An 18,062-nucleotide genomic window follows, 5' to 3' on the forward strand; every position below is an offset into this window, starting at 1 on the left:
CTCATGAGACCCGCGGCCGCTGGCCCTGGCCCACCACCGCCCCCAGGCAGGGGGCGGCGCGGGCGGCAGTGCGCAGCGCCTTCAAGGCCTTGCCCATGCGCCGCGCCAGGCCCGGCAGGCGCAGCAGCAACCAGGGCCGGCGCAGCAACGCCCGCACCAACGCCAGCGGCCGCGCCTGGCCCCAGGGGTCGATGGCCCCTTGCAGCGCCGGCGGCAGGCGGTCGTCGACTTCATCGACAATGGCCCGCAGCGCCAGGAACGGCAAGCCACGCTCGCGGGCCACGGCGGCCACGGCGGCGCTCTCAAGGTCCACTGCAGCGCACAGGTACAGCTGCCCGGCGGCGCGCTTGGCGGCGCCGTCGCTCAAGGTCTGGCCGAGGCTGGCCAGGGCCTGGTCGTAGCGCACCGCCACCCCGGCCGTGGTCAGGCGCTGGCACAGGCGCTCGCTCCACGAGGGGTCGCAGGCAAACAGATAGCCCTGCTCGTCCACCACGTGCGAGGGGCACAGCAACACGCCGCTGCGCAACGAGTCGTCCAGCGCCCCGGCCACGCCGAAACTGGCCAGGGCCTGCACGCCGCTGTCGGCCAGGGCACGGGCGCCCTGCCCGGCCGCTGCCTGGCCCATGCCGGCCAGCCACAGGCGGCCGCCACCGGGCAGTTCCAGCACGCGCCCCGGCAGCGCCGCGGCGTTGGCCAGGGCCTGGGCCTCGGCCTGCAAGGCCACCACTATGCCTACGGCGCTGGGCTTCACATTTCCACCTTGGAGCGTGCCACCCTGGGGCGCGCGCGCAGCTCGCGGTAGCGGGCCAGGGCGTACAGCGGGAAGTACGCCGCGTAGCCGTGGTATTTCAGGTAATACACCCGCGGGAAGCCGGGCGCGTTGTGCGCCGGGTCCGACCACAGGCCGTCGGCCTGCTGGTGCGCCTGCAGCCAGGCGACGCCCCGCTGCGCCGCGGCCCCGTCCACTTCGCCCAGGGCCAGCAGCGCCAGCACCGCCCAGGCGGTGGAATGCGGCGTGCTGAGGCCGCCGTTGGTGCCGGCCAGCATCGGGTCGATGTAGCTGTCATTGGTTTCGCCCCAGCCACCGTCGCGGTGCTGGCGGCTGCGCAGCCACTCCACCGCCCGGCGCAGGTACGGCTGTTGCGGGTCTTCGCCGGCCAGCACCAGCCCCGACACGGTGCTCCAGGTACCGTAGATGTAGTTGCTGCCCCAGCGCCCCCACCAGCTGCCGTCTGCGCGCTGGGCGTCGCGCAGGTAGGCCACGCAGCGGCGCGTGGCGGCGCCGTGGTCGCCCAGCACGCCCAGGCAGGCGGCCACGCGGCCACTGACGTCCTCGGTGGGCGGGTCGAGCAAGGCGCCGTGGTCGGCGAAGGGGATGGCGTTGAGGTAGTAGCAGGTGTTGTCGGCGTCGAACGCGCCGAAGCCGCCGTTGCGCGACTGCAGCGCCAGCATCCACTCACGGGCGCGCTGCACGCTGGGGCCATGGGCGCCGGGGCTGTCGAAGCGCCGGTCGAGCAGCTGCAACAGCGCTGCCACCAGCGCGGTGTCATCGATGTCCGGGTAATAGGCATTGAGGTACTGGAACGCCCAGCCACCGGGCCGGACGTGGGCGGCGTTCACCGCCCAGTCGCCCTTGAACTCCAGTTCCTGGCGCGCCACCAGCCAGTCGCGGGCCTGCTGCAACGCCGGGTCGACCTTGCCCGGGTCGCCGCTGTGCAGCAGGGCCATCATGCTCCAGCCGGTGTCCCACACCGGCGACATGCACGGCTGGCAGTAGGTGCTGCCGTCGTCGCGCTCCACCAGCAGGCGGTCCAGCGCGCGCTTGCAGGTCAGCCGCAACGGGTGGTCCTTGGCGTAGCCCAGCAGGCCCAGGGCCTCGTAGGCGTTGACCATGGGCGGAAAAATCGCGCCCATGCCGTCCTCGCCGTTCAGGCGCGCCACGAACCAATCCCTGGCGCGGTCCAGTGCGCGTTGGCGCAAACCTCGCGGAATCAGCCGCTCAAGGCCACGACCGACCTTGTCCAGGCCCAGGAACAGCACCTTGAGCAGGCTGTCGCGCAGGAAGTAATCGCGCTCCTGCTCGGGCGGCGTGACGAACAGCTCGCGAATATCCACCTGGTGCGGGTTGGCCGCCCTGGCCTTCAGCGAGCACAGCACGGTGAGCGGCACCAGGGTGGTGCGCGCCCAGTAGGCGATCTTGTCGATATGGATCGGCGCCCAGCGCGGCAGCAGGATCAGCTCCACCGGCACCCAGGGCACGGCGCGCCACGGCACCTGCTCGAACATGGCCAGCAGGATGCGCGTGAAGACGTTGCTCTTCGCCGCGCCACCCAGCGCCAGCAGCGCCTCGCGGGCCTGGCGCATGTGCGGTGCCTGGGGCGAATCACCGGCGGCCTTCAGGGCGTAATAGGCTTTCACCGTGCAGGAAATGTCCAGCGCGCCACCGGTGTACTGGGCCCAGCCACCGTGGCCGTCGCGCACCTGGATCTGCCGCAGGTACACCGCCATGCGCGCCTGCAGGGCGGTGTCGATGTCGTCGGTGAAGTGCATCATCAGGATGTATTCGGCGGTGATGGTGCAGTCCGATTCCAGCTCGAAGCACCAGTGGCCGTCGGCCCGCTGGCGCTTGAGCAGGGCCTCGCGGGCGCGCTCGATGGCCGGGTCCAGCGCCAGGGTCGGCTCGGGGGCCAGGCCGGCGCCCAGCAGCATGCTGTCGTCCATCATGGGCGCAGGTCCACCTGTTCGGCCACCAGCACCGGTTCCATGGAATAGGCGATGGCGCTCTTGGGCCACAGCGGTGCGCTCCACTCACTGGCCAGCGGCGTCAACGGCAGGCCGCGCGCCGCCGTGGCGAACAGCCAGCCAAGGCCGGCATTGGAGTTGCCGCTCAGGCGCGTCAGGGTCAGGGTGCAGGCCACCGCGCGACGGGAAATCTTCACCTGGGCGCCGTGGCAGAAGTCCAGGTTCTGCTGCAGCTTGCGCAAGGTCAGCACCGCCAGGCCAATGCTCCACAGGCAGAAGCGCCGGAAGCCGCCATGGCGCACCGGGATCATCAGCGTGTACTCCAGCGCCCGCCGCAGGTGCGCGTGGGCGACGCCGATCAACTCGGCCATGGCCCCGGCGTAGTTGCCCTCGTGGGCGCCGGCGTGCAGGCTCTGCAATTGCACCTGGTAGCGGCTGAACACGTCCTGGGGCAACCAGCACACGCCGTGCTCGTGGTCTTCCCATTGGTCCTTGAGGATGTTGGTCATCTGCAGCCCCTGGCCGAACGACACCGCCAGGCGCATCAGGTTGTCGCGCTGGGCGCGCAGCTGCGGGTCGTGGTCCAGCAGCAGCTCGGTGAGCATCTCGCCCACCACGCCGGCCACGCAGTAGCAGTAGCAATCCAGGTCACGCAGGGTGTCCAGGCCATGGCGGCCCACCGTGCGCTGAAAGTCGTGCATGCCGTGGGACATGATGGTCAGGCACTTGAGGATGGCCTCGCGTTGCGGCGACGTGAGGCTGTGGGTCACCTGCAGCACCAGCGGCAACTGCTCCACCAGTTCGCGCTCGGCCGCCGAGGTCTCCTGGGAGAACAGCGGCGCCACTTCGGCGGCGAACGCCTTGGGGTCGATGCGCCCGGTCACTGCATCAATGAAGCCGTCCTCGAAGCGGCGCTTCTGCTGGGCGTCGAACACCGGCTCGTCTTCGATGGTGTCGGCCACCCGGCACAGCAGGTAGGCATTGGTCACAGCCCGGCGCAAGCTGGGCGGCAACTGCGGAATGGTCAACGCAAAGGTGCGCGACACCTTGGGCAGTATCGCGTCCTGGTATTCATCGGCGGTGGGGGTCACGGAACCCTCAACCTCACGCGGCTCGAACATGGGCATGCCGGGGCCTTCCTTTTTTGGGGACGGTCAGAAATGGCTCAGTGTTCGGGGTGGCACGGCAGGGCTGCGTCTGTCGCGCGGCACCTGGGCTCAACCCTCGGGGAAAATCATAGTAGAAAAAACAAGGGTATCCATGGAACTTATGGATTGGATGGAATAGTTCATGAAGGGCTGGGAATGGTTTGCAGATGGCACCGAGGACGCGCGTTGCCAGCGCCCACAAAAAAGCCGCTGCCCAGGGGGCAGCGGCTTTGGTGTTACCGACGCATCAGGGAATCAGGCTGGCTGATCCCACGGGCGGTCGCCCTTGGCGTCCTTGATGCGGGTCGGCAGGCCCATCACGTCCAGCGCCTTGAGGAACGGCTCGGCTGGCAGCTCCTCGACGTTGACCATGCGCTGCGCGTCCCACTCGCCACGGGCGACCAGCAAGGCAGCGGCCACCGGTGGCACGCCAGCGGTGTAGGAGATGCCCTGGCTGTCGGTCTCGGCGTAGGCTTCCTCGTGGTCGGCCACGTTGTAGATGAACAGCTCGTGCGGCTGGCCATCTTTGGTGCCCTTGACCAGGTCGCCGATGCAGGTCTTGCCGGTGTAGCCCGGTGCCAGGGACGAAGGGTCAGGCAGCACGGCCTTGACCACTTTCAACGGCACCACTTCCAGGCCTTCGGCAGTCTTGACCGGCTGTTCGGACAGCAGGCCCAGGTTTTTCAGCACGGTGAAGACGTTGATGTAGTGCTCGCCGAAGCTCATCCAGAAGCGCACGTTCGGCACGTCGAGGTTCTTGGAGATCGAGTGCACTTCGTCGTGACCGGTGAGGTACAGGTTCTGCGAACCCACTACCGGCAGGTCGTCGGTGCGCTTGACTTCGAACATGGTGTTGCTGGTCCACTGGCTGTTCTGCCAGCTCCAGACTTGCCCGGTAAATTCGCGGAAGTTGATTTCCGGGTCGAAATTGGTGGCAAAGTATTTGCCATGGGAGCCAGCATTGACGTCGAGGATGTCGATGGAGTCAATGCGGTCGAAATGCTGTTGTTTCGCCAGTGCGGCATAGGCGTTCACGACGCCCGGGTCGAAGCCCACGCCCAGGATGGCGGTAATGTTCTTCTGCTGGCATTCCTCGAGGTGTTTCCACTCGTAGTTGCCGTACCAGGGTGGCGTCTCGCAGATTTTGCCCGGTTCTTCGTGAATCGCGGTGTCCAGGTACGCTACACCGGTATCGATGCAGGCGCGCAGCACCGACATGTTCAGGAACGCGGAGCCGACGTTGATGACGATCTGCGATTCGGTCTCGCGGATCAACGCCTTGGTTGCTTCGACATCCAGTGCATTCAACGCGAACGCCTTGATGTCAGCGGGCTGTTTGAGGCTGCCCTTGGCCTTGACGCTGTCGATGATGGCCTGGCATTTGGAGATGTTACGCGACGCGATGGCAATACGACCGAGTTCGTCGTTGTGCTGCGCGCACTTGTGGGCCACCACCTTGGCGACACCTCCTGCACCAATGATAAGAACGTTCTTCTTCAATTTCTTTACTTCTCCTTGAGCCGCCAGCTTACGAAAGGCTGGACAGGTAATCGTCAAAACCAAATTCACGAACCACCTCGACGGTACCGTCGAGTTGTTTCACTACGATGGACGGCATTTTCAGGCCGTTGAACCAGTTTTTCTTGACCATGGTGTAGCCGGCCGCGTCGACGAACGACAGGCGGTCGCCAATGGCCAGGGGACGGTCGAATTGGTACTCGCCGAAGATGTCGCCGGCCAGGCACGATTTGCCGCAGACCATGTAGGTGTGCTCGCCTTCGCTTGGCGCCAGCTTGGCGTTCAGGCGGTAGATCAGCAGGTCGAGCATGTGCGCTTCGATGGAGCTGTCGACCACGGCCAGGTGCTTGCCGTTGTACAGGGTGTCGAGCACGGTCACTTCCAGCGAGGCGCTCTGGGTGATGGCGGCTTCGCCCGGCTCCAGGTACACCTGCACGCCGTACTTCTGCGAGAACGCCTTCAGGCGCGCGCAGAACTCATCCAAAGCATAGCCTTCGCCGGTGAAATGGATACCGCCGCCCAGGCTCACCCACTCAACCTTGTGCAGCAGGTGGCCGAAGCGCTCTTCGATGGTGCCCAGCATCTGGTCGAACAGACCGAAGTCGCCGTTCTCGCAGTTGTTGTGGAACATGAAGCCGCTGATCTGCTCGATCACGCCTTCGACCTTCACCGGGTCCCACTCGCCCAGGCGGCTGAACGGGCGCGCCGGATCGGCCAGCAGGTAGTCGGAGCTGCTGACTTGCGGGTTCACGCGCAGGCCCCGGACCTTGCCTTCGCTCGCCTGCGCGAAGCGTTGCAGCTGGCCGATGGAGTTGAAGATGATCTTGTCGCAGTTCTCCAGCATCTCGCCGATTTCGTCATCGGCCCAGGCAACGCTGTAGGCGTGGGTCTCGCCGGCGAATTTCTGGCGGCCCAGCTTCAGCTCGTAGAGCGAAGACGAGGTGGTGCCGTCCATGTACTGCTGCATCAGGTCGAACACCGACCAGGTGGCGAAGCACTTGAGTGCCAGCAGGGCCTTGGCGCCAGAGTGTTCGCGCACGTAGGCGATCTTCTGCATGTTGGCCAAGAGCTTGGTTTTGTCGATGAGGTAATACGGGGTCTGGATCATGTCGAAGCCTCCGGCAAGGCCAGCCAAAAAAATGGACGCGAATTGTGCCTTCTCTCAGGGCGGGGGGAAAGGGCAGATTGCGCATTTTGCTGCGTCAATGTTTCACATTGGCAGGCTGGCGGTGATTTGCGGGAGGAAATCGACGATCGGAGACTGCGTAGCCGCTGCCGCAGGCTGCGCTGGCCGTCCGCTTCACTGGAGATCTCCAGCGAGGCACAGGGCCAGCGCAGCCTGCGGCAGCGGCTACGGGTGCAGGCGCGGGGCGGCTGGGATCAGCCAGCAGCGCAGGTGAACTGGTCGGTGTGCGCCACCGTGCGGCCGCGGTCGTTCACCAGGTCCACACCCAGGGCCAGGCCCATGCTCATGCCGGTGCTGGTCTCGCGCAGCTGGTAGTGCTCGTCAGGCTTGAAGTGGGCATAGGCCAGGGTGCCGTGGCAGGTCTTGTCGTCGACGTACACGCTGCTGGCGGCGTACACCACCACCTGCATGCTGTGCTTGCCCGGCGCTACCTGGAAGTAGCGGCCGTCCTTGAGCGGGTGGCCGTCCAGCTGCTCGGCCAGCATGTTGTCGCGCGCCTCTTCCTGCAGCCCTACCCAGGCGTCGTGCGGGTCGGGCTTGGGCATCGTGCCGGCACAGGCCGAGAGCAAGGCGGCAAGGCCCAGGACAGGGATCAGCGTCAGTGCTTTCAGGTTCATGGGGTTCCTCCCGGAAAGGGTCGTTGGAGCGTTGCGCGGCAGGCTGCCGGCGATGGGCCAATCTTCGCCGAGCGCCCCTGCCCTGCCCAATGAATCCCCATGAAACGAATTTCAGACCAATTACAGAAAAACCCGCTACGCGCCTTCCACGCGGTTGCGCCCGGCGCGCTTGGCGCGGTACAGCGCAGCGTCGGCGCTGCCATAGGCCAGGTCGAAACCGGTGCCCGCCGGGTGGGCGCTGACGCCGAAGCTGGCGGTGACCGGGCGGTTCACCGGGTGCATGAACACGTGGCCGGCGATGGCCGCGCGCATGGCCTCGGCCACGCCCAGGCCGTCATCGAGGTTGCCGCCGGGCAACAGCACGGTGAACTCCTCGCCACCCACGCGGCCGATCAGCCCGCGCTCGCCGACGATCTGCCGCAGGCAGCCGACGATGCCCTGGATCACGCCGTCGCCAGCAGGGTGGCCGTACTCGTCGTTGACCTTCTTGAAGTGGTCGATGTCCAGCACGATCATCGCCACGCCAATACGTGACAGGGTGCTGCTGGTCTGCTCGATGATCGCGCCGCGGTTCAGCACCCCGGTCAGCGCGTCGTGGGTGGCGCGGTGTTCCAACTGCCGGGCCAGTATCTGCAGCTGCGCGTTGAGGGTGTTCATCTCGCGCTCGGCGCGGTCGCTGCGGCCGATCAGCCGGCGCGTCTCGCGGATCAGGCGCTCGAAATGCAGGGCCATGTCCACCAGCGACTGGCGGTACAGGTCGGCATCGGCCTGGGGCAAGGCCAGCACGCCGCGCGCGTGTTGCAGGGCGTCGAACTCGCTCTTGAACAGGTCGGGCACCCCTTCGGTCAACGCTACCGGCATCACGGAACTCCTCATCAACTGGCCACGGGCTGGTCGTTGAACTGGATGGCGGTGAAGTCCGCCTGCAGCTCTTCGCCGAATTCGAAAATCGTCTCGTCTTCTTCGTCGTGGTACCAGTTGACGATGACTTCATTGCCGGCCTGGGCGGCCTGGTCCAGGGCGTCGAAAATGCTGAAGAGCATCTTCGTGCTGGAGCTGTTGAAGTAGGCCAGGGCGATGTTGGCGGTGATGCACTCGCCGCTGCAGGCCTCCAGGTAGCTGCGCAGGTGTTGCACCACGGGGGCGTAGAACGCCGCGGCGTTTTCCGGGTAGGACTCGCCCTTGAGGGTCAGCAGGTGCTGGTCGAATCGGAAGTCGACTTCCGGCGATGTGGCACTGGCTTCAACGTAGAAATTATCCATTTTCAGTGTGTCTCTACTCAGATCGTGGCTTTGAGGCAGAACAGCGAGGTGCCCGGTTCGTCCGCACGCGGATGGAAGCTGAATTCCAGTGGCGCGCTGGCGTCGCGGGCCATGGTCAGGAAGCCCAGGCCGGCGCCCTTGCTGTCCTCGGGGGTTTCGGCGCGCAGGACCACCTTGTAGGCCTGCTTGATTTCATCGATGGACATCTTGCACAGCGCCAGCAGCTTTTCGCGCAGGCGCTCGACGTCGTCGGTGGCGATGGGGTTGGCGCATTGCATCAGGTAGCGGTCGCCCTCGGCGCTGATGCACACCGCACCCTGGCGCACCGAGGCGTCCTCGGCCACCGGCGTGCGCAGGCAGTCGGAGGAATAGTGGATGATGTTCTGGGACTGCTCCACGAACGACGAGAACAGCTTGCGCCGGGTGGGGCCGCTGACGCCGGCTACTTCCAGCTGCAACTTCATCACCTCGGCCATGGTGGTGATGATGCTGTGGCTGAAATAGCCCATGTGATAGAAGATCACGTTGCGCTGCTGGGCAAGGTCGAAAAAGGTGCAGTCCTGTGTGGTGTGTGGGTTAGCCATGGTCGTTCCTGAGCCGGGCGCAAAATAGGGTGAGGTCGTCACGTCGTGTTTGCGTTCCCTGCCAACCCGCCAGTGCACGTTGCAATTCATTGCAGATGGCAGCCGCCGGCGCCTGGCGGTGGGCCAGGAGCGTGTCGAATGCCTTGCGTTTTCCAAACGCAATTCGTTTTGGCCCGCCAATCTGGTCGGTCAGGCCGTCGGTGGCGATGAACATCAGGCTGCCCGGCTGCATCGGCACTTCCTCGCAGCGCCATGCGTAATCCAGTTCGCTGGCCACGTAGCCGACGCCCATGCGCTGGCCGGCCAGGGTCTCGACCTGGGCGGCGCCGGGGTGCAGCACCGACAGGCCCAGGCGCGCGCCGGCGAAGCTGAGCACCTGGCGGGCGCTGTCGAACCAGAAGAACGCGGCGTCCAGGCCGTCGTCCGACTCGGGATGTTCCTGGCCGCCTTCCACCTGCCCCAGCAGTTCCTTGACGCTGCGGTTCACCGCCGACAGCAGCCGTGCCGGGTCGCGCGGGCCACACTGGGCCAGCGCGCGGGTCAGCGAGGAGGAAGCAATCAAGGTCATGAAGGCGCCGGGCACGCCGTGGCCGGTGCAGTCGGCGATGGCGCCGAACCAGCCGTCGTCGTAGGCGCCGAAATGGTAGAAGTCGCCACCCACCACGTCGCGCGGTTCCCACAGCAGCGCGGCGTCATCGAGCATCGACTTCAGCGCATCGCGCGAGGCGCGCAGCATGGCGCGCTGGATCACGCTGGCGTACTCGATGCTCTGCATCATCTGCCGGTTCTTTTCCGCCTGCATGGCGGCCACCACGCCCATCAACTGCAGGCCATTGCCCAGGCCGGCGAAGTCGCCGCCACGGGTGACGATGAAACCGTCGGAAAGGGCCTTCTCGCCGTACTCCACGGTCTTGAAGGTCAGCGCCTCGATGCTCATCTGCGCATCGACAATCAGCGGTTCCTTGTCCATGAAGGCGATGCAGCTTTTCTTGTCATACAGCTCGCGGTGGAACGGCCGGCTCATCTGCGACAGGAAGATATTGCGGTTGATCAGGCCGATGGGCCGGCGCCCTTCCACCACCGCCAGGCAGGTCATCTCTTTTTGCGAAGTAAAAATATCCATGACCAGCGCGTTGGTGGCGCTGGATTCAATGGCGGGCACTTCCTTGCACAGGTCACCGGCACAGCGGTGATCGCGGGGAAGTTTCGGACGCATGAAGGGGAAGGTTTCTGCGTGCATGGTGTATGGCCGACCCGAAGTGAAGGCGCGATGCTAGCCATACAATGTTAAAATGATATTACAACCCCGAACTCCCCTCCCCCGTAGCAGCTGCCGAAGGCGGCTCCGGACTCCCTGCGGTATGCCGGAAAAAGCGCGGCGCCTTGGACGCGGCCTGTGGCCGCTGCTACAGCCGCGATGCAGACGATGCCCGCCCCTGTAGCAGCTGCCGCAGGCTGCGTCCTTGCCCCCACGCCGTGTCAGACCCAGGACGCAGCCTTGCGGCAGCTGCTACGCGAATGCCTATACCGTATAAATCGCGTCGCCTGCATCGCGGCCAAGGCCGGCTCCTACCACGAACGGTGTAGGAGCCGACTTTAGTCGCGATGCAGACGACGCCATTTCAAGACAGCCGCCATCTCGACGCCCGGGCCTACTTATGCCGGTACAGCGCATCCCGGCGCTTGTCCAGGCTGGCCTGGCGCTTGGCGATGTCGGCTTCAAGCTCGGCCAGGCGGTCTTCGCCGCAGGCAATGGCCGCCCCCTTGCTGGGGTACAGCTCGTCCACGTGGTAGTTGCGGCCCGACTCGGTGCGGTCGTAGCCGCTGGCGGCGTAGCCCGGGCCGATCAGCTCGATTTCCAGGGGCTGGAAGCTGCGGGTCAGCAGCCAGGCCGTGTAGGGGTAGATTCTTTCGCGCATTGCAGCGTTCCAGGGGCCAAAATGAACGGGTAGGATGCACCAGCGGGCCATTCGCTATATACTAAATGATATAGCGCTTGGGCCGCCCACGGCAAATCCCCTTTCCCGCCCCGCAGGAGCCCGATGCGCGCATGATCATCCGCCCCCACAACCCCTCCGCCCTGACGCTGCTGTTTTCGTTGAAGGGTTCGATCATCCCGGCCATCTGGCGCAAGGTGCTGTTCACGGTGCTGATCAGCTCGGCGGTGGTGGCCATCCACGGCACCCTGTTCCACTTCAAGGTGGTGCTCACGGCCACGCCGTTCACCCTGTGGGGCCTGACCCTGGCGATCTTCCTCGGCTTTCGCAATACCGTGGCCTACCAGCGTTTCTGGGAAGCCCGGACCTTGTGGGGGGAGTTGTTGATTGTCAGCCGCAACCTCACGCGCCAGACCCTGAGCCTGCTGCCCAACCTGGCCGCGGAGCAGCGCGAACAGCTGGGCCACAGCCTGGTGGCGTTCGCCTATGTGCTCAAGCATTTCCTGCGCCGCGAGGCGGTGGCGCCGCAGACCCTGGAGCGCCTGGACGAACACGCGCGGCACTTGGTGCTGGGCCACCAGAACCCGCCCAGCGCGCTGCTGGGCCTGCTGGGCAAGCGCTACCAGGACGCCGCACGCCAGGCCGGCGCCGGCGAGCAGGTGCAGATGGGTATCGACCAGCAGCTGACGCGGCTGTCCTACGTGCTGGGCGGTTGCGAGCGCATCAAGAACACGCCCATCCCCTACCCCTACATCCTGCTGCTGCACCGCACCGTGCACATCTACTGCTTCCTGCTGCCGTTCTGCCTGATCGACAGCATCGGCTGGTTCACCCCGGTGGCAGTGTGCATCCTGGCGTACACCTTCTTCGGCCTGGACGCCCTGGGCGACCAGATCGCCGACCCGTTCGACCTGCAACCCAACGACCTGCCGCTGAACGCCATGTGCCGGCACATCGAGATTGCCGTGCAGGAACTGCTGGAGGTGCCCGCCGCCCTGCCCGAAGAGCCCGAGGACGGCGTGCTGATGTAATCAGCCGGCGACGCCGAGAATGATGTGCGAGGCCTTGATCAGCGCCGTGGCCGTCACGCCCGGGGCCAGGCCCAGCTCCTGCACGGCCTCGCGGGTGACGATGGAAAACACCTCGGTGCCGCCCGCCAGGCGCAGCACCACTTCGGCGTTCACCGCGCCGTCGCCGACGCGCACCACCTGGCCCTGCAGGCTGTTGCGCGCCGAGAAGCGGTAGCCGCCGGTGTCGGTCACCAGCACCACCCACGGTGCCTTGACCAGCGCCACCGCTTCCTTGCCCACCGCCAGGCCCAGGCTGTTGACGCTGGCCAGGGTCACCACCGCCACCAGCGTCTCGCCGCCGGGCAGGGCCAGCGCTACCTCGGCGTTCACCGCCCCCGGGTTGACCTGGCTGACGGTGCCCTTGAATACATTGCGTGCGCTGACTTTCATGCGGTGCTTCCCTGTGAGTGGCAATCGAGGCGCCATCATCGGTATTGGCGCTATGTGCTTACAACCATAGCGCTACACCAGCAGGTCTTCGTAGAAGGCGCCGTACGGCAGGCTCGGGTGCGCCAGCTGGATCTCCAGGATCCACAGCCCGGCGTTGGGCGCCTGCTCGAAATCGCCCAGGTCGCCGCCGCGGTAGATGGCGTGGGGGAAGTCGCTGACGCGGTGGCCCTTGATGTTCAGGTTCAGCACCCAGCCCATCTCCCGCGCCTGGGCGTCGGCGTAGTCGTACAGCGCCTGGCCGGTGACCTGCTGGGCGCGCCAGAAGGCCTCGACGCGGTCGAACAGGGCCTTGGCCGCGGCGGCGCAGGCGATTTTCTGCGGGTCGCTGCCGGTGGTGAACGTGGCGCCGGCGTCGCCTTCATGACCTAGCCACACGGCGCCCATGTCAATGAAGTAGATGTCGTCCTCGCCCAGCACCGGGTCGCCCTCGGAACGCTGCTTGAAGGTCTTCAGGGTGTTGGCGCCAAAGCGCACCAGCAGCGGGTGCCAGATACGCTGCATGTCCAGCTCCTGCAGCACCTGCTTGCCCAGCTCGCGGGCCTGGGATTCGAGCATGCCTGGCGCGATGCGCCGGGACAGCAGCTCGATGGCCTGCCAGGTCATGGCCTGGGCGTGCTGCATCGAGGCCAGGCTGTAGGACGGGCCGACGGCCTCTTTGGAGAAAGCATTCATCACGGTGACTCCTGTTATCGTTCCATTAGCGCTATACAGCCAACTATATAGCGATACCTTGCGCAGCAGATATCACAAAATGTTTAACTGGCCGTGAGGATTCCACGAGCGCGGGATGGTTAGCATTCCCACAACGCCATTCACCCCGCCTGAAAAGGACAAGTTCATGCTGCTACTACTGATCGTCTACCTGGGGGGCGTGTTGACCATCGTCAGCCCCTGCATCCTGCCGGTGCTGCCGTTCGTGTTCGCCCGCACCGGCCAGCCCTTCGTCAAGAGCGGCCTGCCGCTGCTGGCCGGCATGGCCGTGACCTTCGCCCTGGTGGCGTCCCTGGCCGCGGTGGGCGGTGCCTGGGTGGTGCAGTTGAATCAGTATGGCCGCTGGCTGGCGCTGGTGTTCGTGGCGCTGTTCGGCCTGACCCTGCTGCTGCCGCAACTGGCCGAGCGCCTGACCCGGCCGTTGGTGGCCGCCGGCAGCCGGCTGTCGGAAGCCGCCGGCACCACCAACCAGCCGCGCCCCGGCGCCTCGTTCCTGATCGGCGTGGCCACCGGCCTGCTGTGGGCGCCTTGCGCCGGCCCCATCCTCGGCCTGGTGCTCACCGGCGCCGCCCTGCAGGGCGCCAGCGTCGGCACCACGTTGTTGCTGCTGGCCTACGCCGCCGGCGCCGCCACCTCGCTCGCCGCCGCGCTGCTGGTGGGCGGCAAGCTGTTCGCCGCCATGAAACGCGCCCTGGGCGTGGGCGAGTGGATCCGCCGCGGCCTGGGCGCCTTGATGCTGGCCGGCGTCGCCGCCATTGCCCTGGGCCTGGACACCGGCGTGCTGGCGCAGCTATCCACTGCCAGCACCGGCGGCCTGGAACAACACCTGGTGGACCGCGTGCTGGGCGAGAAAAACCGCCCCGTGCAGGCCGCCGCGGTCACCGTCAGCGACACCCAGCCGTTGCCGGTGGAAGGCGACCTGCCGGCGCTGGACGGCGCCGTGCAATGGCTCAACTCGCCACCGCTGACCGCCGAGGCGCTGAAGGGCAAGGTGGTGCTGGTGGACTTCTGGACCTACTCCTGCATCAACTGCCTGCGCACCCTGCCCTACCTCAAGGCCTGGGCCGCCAAGTACCACGACCAGGGCCTGGTGGTGATCGGCGTGCACGCCCCCGAATTCGCCTTCGAGCGCGACGTGGGCAACGTCACCGCGGCCATGAAGAAGCTCGGCATCACCTACCCGGTGGCCATCGACAACGACTACAAGATCTGGCGCGCCTTCGACAACGAATACTGGCCCGCCCACTACTTCGTCGACGCCCACGGCAAGATCCGCTTCCACCACTTCGGCGAAGGCGAATACGAGCAGTCCGAACGGGTCATCCAGCAACTGTTGCGCGAAGCCGGCCACGGCCAGTTCAACAGCGACCTGGTAAACATCGACGCCCAAGGCGTGCAGCAGGCCGCCGACAACCAGGACATGCGCTCGCCGGAAACCTACGTGGGCTACCGCCGCTCGGAAAACTTCGCCTCCACCCCGGCGCTGGCTGCCGACAAGGACGCCCACTACCAATTGCCGGCCCAGCCGCAGCTGAACCAGTGGGGCGTGGAAGGCCAATGGCGAATCGGCGCCGAACAGGCCACCCTCAGCCAGGCCAACGGCCGCATCGCCTACCGCTTCCAGGCCCGCGACCTGCACCTGGTGCTGGGCCCCGGCACCAACGGCCAGCCTGTGCGCTTCAAGGTGCTGATCGACGGCAAGGCGCCGGGCGACGCCCACGGCACCGACGTGGCGCCGGACGGCAGCGGCCAGGTCACCGAGCAACGCCTGTACCAGCTGGTGCGCCAGCCGGGGGACATCAGCCAGCACACCTTCAGCATCGAATTCCTTGACCCGGGTGTCTCGGCCTATGCCTTCACCTTTGGCTGACCGCCGCCAAGGGCCGGGCGAACGTGCAGGGTTGCTCGACCCGGCGCCTGAATCAACCCCGACCATGGCCGCAGGCGCCTGTGCGCCCTGCGCCAACCGGCGCCCTAGAGGCGCCGATGGCGGTAATCATCGAAATCGATAGTCACTATGCCCGCAGGTAGTTTTTCCTGCGCGGCGGCCGGTCGTAAAGTTGGCTCCATCTTCTCCACCACCTACTCTGGAGCCTCACCATGAAACCTGTAATCACCTTCAGCCTTGCCCTGTCACTGATGGCCACCGGCAGCGCCTTTGCCACCCCGCAGACCGTCACCAGCCACCCCCAGGCCACCGTGGCCCAGGACGGCGCCGAACACGCCCGCGACCGCAACATGCGCATGGCCGAGAACGGCAGCGAACATGTGCTGCCGCACCAGCATGCGGAGCAGCAGGCGCCGATTTATGTGGCGGAAGTGCGTCGTGAGTTTGGTTCTGACTATCAGCGTTATTGAGATGCTGCGCGGCAAACAGGCCCGGTTCATTGAACCGGGCTTTTTTATGCCAGAACAAACCCGGAGAGCCACCGGCTCTGGCTTTTGATCCTGTTTTTGATCTGGCTTTTGCTTTTGATCTGGCTTTTGATCTGGTTTTTGATCTTGATCTTGGCCCCGTTAAGCGCCCGGGCCGACCGGAGGCGTTGATCAAGCGGTCCCTGGCGTAGCCGGGGAAGACGGAACCGGAGGCGCTTCTATTCCGGGCCGTCGTCCGCTTGAGCGACGCCGGAGGGAGGGGACCCGTAGCGCAGCGGAGGGCCCAAGCAGGGGCGAGCCCTTTTTGGTGACTTTTTGGGGCGACTGCCAAAAAGTTACTCGCCGTAAGGGCGAAACGGTCGGTGGTATCCCCGCGAAAATGGATATGTTCGAAATCGCCGAAGCGGGATGCCAAATCCGTGACCATATCCATTACCGAGGGTGATGCAGAATCACCTTTTCGGCCTTACGCCGACTCACTTTTTGTCAAACGCCACAAAAAGTAAGCAAAAAAGGCTTGCCCCTGCTTGGGCCCTCCGCTGCGCTACGGGTCCCCTCCTTCCGGCGCCGCTCAACGGGCAGACGGCACCCGCTATAGAAGCCTGCGGGTTACCGTCTCTTCGGCCTGCGGCCTCGGCCCTTCGGGCAGCCCGTTGAGCGACGCCTCCAGTCGGCCCGGGCGCTTTACGGGGCATACAATCAAGATCAAGAGCAAGATCAAAAACCACATCAAAAACCAGATCAAAAGCCACATCAAAAGCCGGATCAAAAGCCGGATCAAAAGCAGATCAAGTTACGCCCTGCCATACTGGAATCTACCCCGTCCACGAGGTAACCACCATGCAACGCTGCGACGTGCTCATCGTCGGTGCCGGCCCCACCGGCCTTGCCCTGGCCCTGTGGCTAAGCGCCCAGGGCATCCAGCCGCGCATCATCGACCAGGCCCTGGAACCCGGCACCACCTCCCGCGCCCTGGCGGTACAAGCCCGCACCCTGGAGCTCTACCAGCAACTGGACCTCAGCGACCACATCCTGCGCCACGGTCACACCGTGGCCGCCATCAACCTGTGGGTCAAGGGCACGGCGGTCGCGCACCTGCCGTTCTCCAACATCGGCGAAGGCCTGACGCCCTACAGCTTCCTGGAGATATTCCCCCAGGACGAACACGAACGCCTGCTGATCGAACGCCTGCAAGCCCAGGGCATCAGCGTGGAGCGCGGCGTGACCCTGCGCGGCCTCGTCGACCAGGGCGAGCAGGTGCTGGCGCAGCTGCAACACCCTGACGGGCACCTGGAGTCCTGCGTGGCCAGCTACCTGGCCGGCTGCGACGGCGCCCGCTCCACCACCCGCAACGCCCTGGGCAGCGGTTTTCCCGGTGGCACCTACCAGCAGGTGTTCTACGTCGCCGACGTGGTCGGCCAGGGCCCGGCGTTCAATGGCGAGCTGCACGTGGACCTCGACGAAGCCGACTTCCTGGCCGTGTTCCCACTGGCCGGCACCGGCCGCGCGCGGCTGATCGGCACCGTGCGCGACGAGCGTGCCGCCCGCGCTGACAGCCTGCAGTTCGAAGACATCAGCCGCCGCGCCATCGACCACCTCAAGGTGCAGGTGGACCAACTGAACTGGTTCTCCACCTACCACGTGCACCACCGGGTCACCGAACAGTTCCGCCATGGCCGGGTGTTCCTGCTCGGTGACGCCGCGCACATCCACAGCCCGGCCGGCGGCCAAGGCATGAACACCGGCATCGGCGACGCCATCAACCTGGCGTGGAAACTGGCCAGCGTGCTCAAGGGCAACGCCGACGACAGCCTGCTGGACAGCTACGAGCAGGAACGCATCGGCTTCGCCCGGCAGCTGGTGGCCACCACCGACCGCGTGTTCACCTTCGCCACCGCCCAGGGGCCCATGGCCGACCTGCTGCGCACCCGCCTGGCGCCGCTGCTGATTCCCAGGGCGCTGGCCCTGGGCCCGGTGCGCGACTGGCTGTTCCGCACCGTGGCGCAGCTCACCCTGCACTACCGCCACAGCGCCCTCAGCGACGGCGTCGCCGGCCACGTGCATGGCGGCGATCGGCTGCCCTGGGTGGCCTTCGACGGCACCGACAACTTCGCCCCGCTGAAAGCCATCGAATGGCAGGTGCACGTGTACGGCGACGCCGATGAAAAACTGCGCGCGGTCTGCGAAGCCGAAGGCCTGCCCCTGCACGTCTTCCCCTGGCAAGCCGCCTTCGACCACACCGGCTTCGCCCGCAACGCCCTGTACCTGATACGCCCGGACGGCTACGTGGCCCTGGCCACCGGCGACCACCTGGCCATCACCCTCACCGACTACCTGGCCCGCAGCGCCCGCCGCCCACCGGCACTGTAGCGGCCCCGCGAAGGCGTAGCCGCTGCCGCAGGCTGCGCTGGCCCTTTGTGCCACTGAAGATCTCCCGGGTGTACACCGGCCAGCGCAGCCT

At 66.0% G+C, this 18,062-nt stretch carries 17 protein-coding genes; 4 read left to right on the forward strand and 13 right to left on the reverse strand.

What is annotated here, in order from left to right; genetic code table 11:
* Position 1 precedes the first annotated feature (1 nt).
* The 11 genes from RAM80_RS03385 to RAM80_RS03435 all read right to left on the reverse strand — a co-directional run bounded on the left by RAM80_RS03385 (position 2) and on the right by RAM80_RS03435 (position 10,976).
* Positions 2-751 (reverse strand): purine and other phosphorylase-like protein, family 1, encoded by a 750-nt coding sequence (locus RAM80_RS03385; RefSeq protein WP_416424824.1) that lies wholly within the window; start codon positions 749-751, stop codon positions 2-4.
* Positions 748-2,724: a squalene--hopene cyclase gene (gene shc / locus RAM80_RS03390; protein WP_416424825.1), complete on the reverse strand. Its 1,977-nt coding sequence runs from the start codon at positions 2,722-2,724 to the stop codon at positions 748-750. Before shc ends, RAM80_RS03385 begins: the two co-directional genes overlap by 4 nt.
* Positions 2,721-3,869: a phytoene/squalene synthase family protein gene (locus RAM80_RS03395; RefSeq protein ID WP_416424826.1), complete on the reverse strand. Its 1,149-nt coding sequence runs from the start codon at positions 3,867-3,869 to the stop codon at positions 2,721-2,723. The genes shc and RAM80_RS03395 overlap by 4 nt, the downstream gene beginning before the upstream one ends.
* 276 nt (positions 3,870-4,145) lie before the next feature.
* Positions 4,146-5,390 (reverse strand): saccharopine dehydrogenase family protein, encoded by a 1,245-nt coding sequence (locus tag RAM80_RS03400; RefSeq protein WP_416424827.1) that lies wholly within the window; start codon positions 5,388-5,390, stop codon positions 4,146-4,148.
* A 28-nt stretch (positions 5,391-5,418) separates the two neighbouring features.
* Positions 5,419-6,516, reverse strand: a complete 1,098-nt coding sequence (locus RAM80_RS03405) for a carboxynorspermidine decarboxylase (protein WP_416424828.1) — start codon at positions 6,514-6,516, stop codon at positions 5,419-5,421.
* A gap of 272 nt (positions 6,517-6,788) precedes the next feature.
* On the reverse strand, positions 6,789-7,211 hold the full coding sequence (locus RAM80_RS03410; RefSeq protein ID WP_416424829.1) for a hypothetical protein: 423 nt from the start codon (positions 7,209-7,211) through the stop codon (positions 6,789-6,791).
* A 135-nt stretch (positions 7,212-7,346) separates the two neighbouring features.
* Complete coding sequence (locus RAM80_RS03415; RefSeq protein ID WP_416424830.1) at positions 7,347-8,072, reverse strand: GGDEF domain-containing protein; 726 nt, start codon at positions 8,070-8,072, stop codon at positions 7,347-7,349.
* Positions 8,073-8,086: 14 nt separating this feature from the next.
* On the reverse strand, positions 8,087-8,473 hold the full coding sequence (locus tag RAM80_RS03420) for a DUF1987 domain-containing protein (protein ID WP_416424831.1): 387 nt from the start codon (positions 8,471-8,473) through the stop codon (positions 8,087-8,089).
* Between the two features lie 17 nt (positions 8,474-8,490).
* The gene (locus RAM80_RS03425) at positions 8,491-9,057 is read right to left on the reverse strand and encodes a SiaB family protein kinase (protein WP_416424832.1); all 567 of its coding nucleotides are present in this window, start codon (positions 9,055-9,057) and stop codon (positions 8,491-8,493) included.
* Entirely contained in the window at positions 9,050-10,273 is a 1,224-nt protein-coding gene (locus tag RAM80_RS03430) for a SpoIIE family protein phosphatase (protein ID WP_416424833.1), read from the reverse strand. The genes RAM80_RS03425 and RAM80_RS03430 overlap by 8 nt, the downstream gene beginning before the upstream one ends.
* A gap of 436 nt (positions 10,274-10,709) precedes the next feature.
* Positions 10,710-10,976: a hypothetical protein gene (locus RAM80_RS03435; RefSeq protein ID WP_416424834.1), complete on the reverse strand. Its 267-nt coding sequence runs from the start codon at positions 10,974-10,976 to the stop codon at positions 10,710-10,712.
* A gap of 131 nt (positions 10,977-11,107) precedes the next feature.
* Here RAM80_RS03435 and RAM80_RS03440 point away from each other — a divergent pair, with 131 nt between their 5' ends.
* The gene (locus RAM80_RS03440) at positions 11,108-12,025 is read left to right on the forward strand and encodes a bestrophin family protein (RefSeq protein ID WP_416424835.1); all 918 of its coding nucleotides are present in this window, start codon (positions 11,108-11,110) and stop codon (positions 12,023-12,025) included.
* Here the strand turns inward: RAM80_RS03440 and RAM80_RS03445 are convergent, their stop codons facing one another.
* On the reverse strand, positions 12,026-12,454 hold the full coding sequence (locus RAM80_RS03445; RefSeq protein ID WP_416424836.1) for a TOBE domain-containing protein: 429 nt from the start codon (positions 12,452-12,454) through the stop codon (positions 12,026-12,028).
* Between the two features lie 72 nt (positions 12,455-12,526).
* A complete protein-coding gene (locus RAM80_RS03450) occupies positions 12,527-13,186 on the reverse strand; it encodes a M24 family metallopeptidase (protein WP_416424837.1) in 660 nt (219 codons plus the stop codon).
* 166 nt (positions 13,187-13,352) lie between these two features.
* Between RAM80_RS03450 and RAM80_RS03455 the strand changes: the two genes are divergently transcribed.
* The 3 genes from RAM80_RS03455 (at position 13,353) to RAM80_RS03465 (ending at position 17,971) form a co-directional block, all read left to right on the forward strand.
* Positions 13,353-15,095, forward strand: a complete 1,743-nt coding sequence (locus tag RAM80_RS03455) for a cytochrome c biogenesis protein DipZ (RefSeq protein ID WP_416424838.1) — start codon at positions 13,353-13,355, stop codon at positions 15,093-15,095.
* 230 nt (positions 15,096-15,325) lie between these two features.
* Entirely contained in the window at positions 15,326-15,583 is a 258-nt protein-coding gene (locus RAM80_RS03460; RefSeq protein ID WP_416424839.1) for a hypothetical protein, read from the forward strand.
* Between the two features lie 858 nt (positions 15,584-16,441).
* The gene (locus tag RAM80_RS03465) at positions 16,442-17,971 is read left to right on the forward strand and encodes an FAD-dependent monooxygenase (RefSeq protein WP_416424840.1); all 1,530 of its coding nucleotides are present in this window, start codon (positions 16,442-16,444) and stop codon (positions 17,969-17,971) included.
* The last annotated feature ends 91 nt before the right edge of the window (positions 17,972-18,062 follow it).

This window comes from Pseudomonas sp. App30, assembly GCF_047947025.1.
Taxonomy (GTDB): Bacteria; Pseudomonadota; Gammaproteobacteria; order Pseudomonadales; family Pseudomonadaceae; genus Aquipseudomonas.

Excerpts from the sequence above, each read along its gene's own strand:
- RAM80_RS03440 (WP_416424835.1), top strand. The coding sequence starts at position 11,108 with ATGATCATCCGCCCCCACAACCCCTCCGCCCTGACGCTGCTGTTTTCG.
- RAM80_RS03405 (WP_416424828.1), bottom strand. The coding sequence starts at position 6,516 with ATGATCCAGACCCCGTATTACCTCATCGACAAAACCAAGCTCTTGGCC.
- RAM80_RS03450 (WP_416424837.1), bottom strand. The coding sequence starts at position 13,186 with ATGAATGCTTTCTCCAAAGAGGCCGTCGGCCCGTCCTACAGCCTGGCC.
- shc (WP_416424825.1), bottom strand. The coding sequence starts at position 2,724 with ATGATGGACGACAGCATGCTGCTGGGCGCCGGCCTGGCCCCCGAGCCG.
- RAM80_RS03395 (WP_416424826.1), bottom strand. The coding sequence starts at position 3,869 with ATGCCCATGTTCGAGCCGCGTGAGGTTGAGGGTTCCGTGACCCCCACC.
- RAM80_RS03455 (WP_416424838.1), top strand. The coding sequence starts at position 13,353 with ATGCTGCTACTACTGATCGTCTACCTGGGGGGCGTGTTGACCATCGTC.
- RAM80_RS03445 (WP_416424836.1), bottom strand. The coding sequence starts at position 12,454 with ATGAAAGTCAGCGCACGCAATGTATTCAAGGGCACCGTCAGCCAGGTC.
- RAM80_RS03410 (WP_416424829.1), bottom strand. The coding sequence starts at position 7,211 with ATGAACCTGAAAGCACTGACGCTGATCCCTGTCCTGGGCCTTGCCGCC.
- RAM80_RS03460 (WP_416424839.1), top strand. The coding sequence starts at position 15,326 with ATGAAACCTGTAATCACCTTCAGCCTTGCCCTGTCACTGATGGCCACC.
- RAM80_RS03425 (WP_416424832.1), bottom strand. The coding sequence starts at position 9,057 with ATGGCTAACCCACACACCACACAGGACTGCACCTTTTTCGACCTTGCC.
- RAM80_RS03415 (WP_416424830.1), bottom strand. The coding sequence starts at position 8,072 with ATGCCGGTAGCGTTGACCGAAGGGGTGCCCGACCTGTTCAAGAGCGAG.
- RAM80_RS03435 (WP_416424834.1), bottom strand. The coding sequence starts at position 10,976 with ATGCGCGAAAGAATCTACCCCTACACGGCCTGGCTGCTGACCCGCAGC.
- RAM80_RS03430 (WP_416424833.1), bottom strand. The coding sequence starts at position 10,273 with ATGCGTCCGAAACTTCCCCGCGATCACCGCTGTGCCGGTGACCTGTGC.
- RAM80_RS03420 (WP_416424831.1), bottom strand. The coding sequence starts at position 8,473 with ATGGATAATTTCTACGTTGAAGCCAGTGCCACATCGCCGGAAGTCGAC.
- RAM80_RS03465 (WP_416424840.1), top strand. The coding sequence starts at position 16,442 with ATGCAACGCTGCGACGTGCTCATCGTCGGTGCCGGCCCCACCGGCCTT.